The sequence below is a fragment of the Mesorhizobium sp. M1A.F.Ca.IN.020.06.1.1 genome, from assembly GCF_004023265.1.
GTDB lineage: Bacteria > Pseudomonadota > Alphaproteobacteria > Rhizobiales > Rhizobiaceae > Mesorhizobium.
Window position 1 is genome coordinate 1 of the sequence record NZ_RZSR01000772.1, and the last position, 2,928, is coordinate 2,928.

4 protein-coding genes are annotated in these 2,928 nt (G+C 64.9%); all 4 read left to right on the plus strand.

The genetic code is table 11. From position 1 onward, the window contains the following. Positions 1 to 551: chromate transporter (locus EOA60_RS26665; protein WP_164899550.1), on the plus strand; the 551-nt coding region annotated here is incomplete at its 5' end. Between the two features lie 99 nt (positions 552 to 650). Next, on the plus strand, positions 651 to 1,535 hold the full coding sequence (locus EOA60_RS26670; RefSeq protein ID WP_095824184.1) for a dihydrodipicolinate synthase family protein: 885 nt from the start codon (positions 651 to 653) through the stop codon (positions 1,533 to 1,535). Positions 1,536 to 1,557: 22 nt separating this feature from the next. Continuing rightward, positions 1,558 to 2,217: a GntR family transcriptional regulator gene (locus EOA60_RS26675; RefSeq protein ID WP_095799867.1), complete on the plus strand. Its 660-nt coding sequence runs from the start codon at positions 1,558 to 1,560 to the stop codon at positions 2,215 to 2,217. A 61-nt stretch (positions 2,218 to 2,278) separates the two neighbouring features. Beyond that, positions 2,279 to 2,928 (plus strand): extracellular solute-binding protein (locus tag EOA60_RS26680; protein ID WP_128312156.1); only part of this gene is annotated, 650 nt, incomplete at its 3' end.

Here is a 2,928-nt window from a genome sequence, read left to right on the forward strand (position 1 = left end):
CCTATGCGGTTCTTGCCTATGTCGCGCAAGCCGCGGTGACCTCGTTCGGCTGGCTTTCGCCCGGAGAAATGGTCGACGGGCTCGGACTTGCCGAGACGACGCCCGGACCGCTGATCCTGGTGCTGCAATTCGTCGGCTTCGCCGCCGCCTATCGCCATGCGGGTACGCTCAGCCCTCTGCTTGCAGGGTCGCTGGGGGCGGCGCTGACGCTCTGGGCTACCTTTGCGCCCTGCTTCTTCTGGATATTCCTCGGCGCGCCCTACATCGAGCAGCTGCGGCAGAACAAGGCGTTGTCGGCGGCGCTCGGTGCGATAACGGCAGCGGTCGTCGGCGTGGTGATGAACCTTGCGCTGTGGTTCGCGCTGCATGTCGTCTTCGGCAAAGTCGAGAGCGTCGGCTGGGGCGTCGAGGTTCCGGTCGTTTCCTCGCTCGACTGGCGCGCGGCGCTGCTGTCGGCGGCGGCGATGGTCGCCATGCTCGGGCTGAAGGCCGGCATGCTGCCGACGCTCGCGGCATCCGCGCTGGCGGGACTGGCTCTACAGGCATTGTGAATTGTTTCCAGCCGCAGCCAAGCGTCATCGGAGCTATGTTTACAACTAACATGTCAGTATGCTACGCCTGCTCGCGGATTGATGAATGGAGAATTGCAGGTGGGTTCGCGCTTTGGTCTGTCGGTTGCGCTCACAACGCCCTTTGATGCAGCCGGGCGGATCGCCGTTCCGCTGATGACCGAGCATGCTAGGGCCTGTCTCGATGCTGGCTGCAGCAGCGTAACGCTGTTCGGCACCACCGGCGAAGGCGCTTCCGTCGGTACGGCGGAGCGGCAGGCGGTCATCGATGCCATGCTTGCGGCGGGAATACCCGCGGACCAACTCGTTGCAGGCGTGCTGGTCGATGCGGCGGAGGACGCTGCCGAGCAGTGCCGCCAGGCGTTGCAGCGCGGCGCCCGCAACATCCTTCTGGCGCCGCCGAGCTATTTCAAGAATGTCGGTGACGATGGGTTGTTCGGCTGGTTCGGCGCCGTGTTCGCCGCGCTCGGTCCGCTGGCCCGCGGCATGCTGCTCTACAACATCCCCTCGGTCACGACGGTGCAGCTGTCGCTCGACCTGATCGGCCGGCTTCGCAAGGCGTATCCGGGCGTGGTCGCCGGGGTCAAGGATTCCGGTGGAGACTGGGGCTACAGCGAAGCGCTGCTCAAGACGCATGGCGACCTGATCATCCTCATCGGCGACGAACGGCATCTGGCGCCGGCGGTGCGGATCGGCGGCCAGGGCGCGATTTCCGGCATGGCCAATTTCGCCGCCGGCGAACTGCGCGCCATGATCGAGAGCGGACGCGACGACTCCCGCGTGGAAAGCTTCGTCCTCGAACTGCTCCGGCATCCGGTCATCCCGGCGGTGAAGGCCATGGTGGCGCGCCAAACCGGCGACGAACGCTGGCTGACGGTTCGGCCGCCGCTCGTGCCGGTAGCCTTGCAGGAACGGCAACAGCTTGGCGCCGCTTACGACAGGCTGTTTGCGACACAGGCAGCCTGAACCGGGGAGGGCGCTGATCGGCATGGACGACACGAGCGAACCGGCAACCCTCAGGGAGAAGGCCTATGCCAGCTTCACGCGGCATCTGCTGGCCCGCGACCTCAGGCCCGGCCAGTTCGTTTCGCAGCGCGAGCTGGTCGCCTTCACCGGCCTGCCGCTCGGAGCCATCCGCGAGATCGTGCCGCGGCTCGAGGCCGAGGGACTGCTGACCACCATACCGCAACGCGGCATGCAGATCGCGCATATCGACATCAGCCTGATCCGCGAGGCTTTCCAGTTCCGCCTGTTCATAGAGCGCGAGGCGGTCGCGCTGTTTGCCGTCAACGCGTCCGACGCCGAGATTGCGGGTCTGAGGCGCGAGCACGAGGACATGCTCGCCCAAGCGCTGGCGCAGACCCCGACCCCCGAAATGGAAGCCAAGGCCCAGAACATCGACTGGGCTATGCATGACACCTTCATCAGCGCGCTGGGCAACGAGATCATCGCCAAGGCCTATCTGGTAAATTCGGTGAAGATCCGGCTCATCCATCAGGAGCGGTTCCGCATCGACGGTCGGGTCGTGCCGGTCATGCGCGAGCATCTTGCGGTGATCGAGGCCCTGGAGAAACGCGATCCGCAGATGGCGGTCGAGGCGATCAGCCAGCACATCGACAATGCGCGCCGGCTGGCGCTGCAGGTTTGAGGAAGCAAAACCGCGCCGCAATCGTCGTGGCGTAATCGACAACGACAACCGGGAGGAAGAAATGTCGTCCAATCCATTCAGTCCAACCAGAAGGCAGCTGCTCCAGGGAACCGCGGCTCTCGCCGCCACCGGCCTCGTCGGTCTTCGTCCGAGCTTCGCCGCGGGCGTCGACTGGAAGCGCTTTGCCGGCACGACGCTCGACGTCAACCTGGTCAAGAGCCCGCGCAGCGACACCATCCTGAAGAATCTCGCGGAGTTCGAGGAGCTGACCGGCATCAAGGTCAATGCCGAGGCGACACCCGAACAGCAGCAGCGCCAGAAGACGGTGATCGAGCTCAGCTCCGGCAAGCCGAGCTTCGACGTCGTGCATCTGAGCTACCATGTGCAGAAGCGCCAGTTCGAGAAGGGCGGCTGGCTGGCCGACATTTCCGGCTTCGTTGCCGATCCGGGCCTCACCGATCCCGGGCTGACCGAAAGCGACTTCGCCGAGGCGGGCATCCAGTTCGCCAAGGACGGCCAGGGCGTGCTGCGCTCGCTGCCGTTCTCGGTCGACTACTGGATCCTCTACTGGAACAAGGAGCTGTTCGACGCCAAAGGTATAAAATATCCCGAGAGCTTCGAGCAGCTGGTGGCCGCCGCTGAAGCGCTGACGGATCCCTCAAGCAACACCTTCGGTTTCGTCGCACGCGGTCTCAAGAACGCCAACACGCC

What these genes read in the sequence shown, in the direction of transcription:
- EOA60_RS26675 (WP_095799867.1), top strand. Translation starts at nt 1,558, where the DNA reads ATGGACGACACGAGCGAACCGGCAACCCTCAGGGAGAAGGCCTATGCC.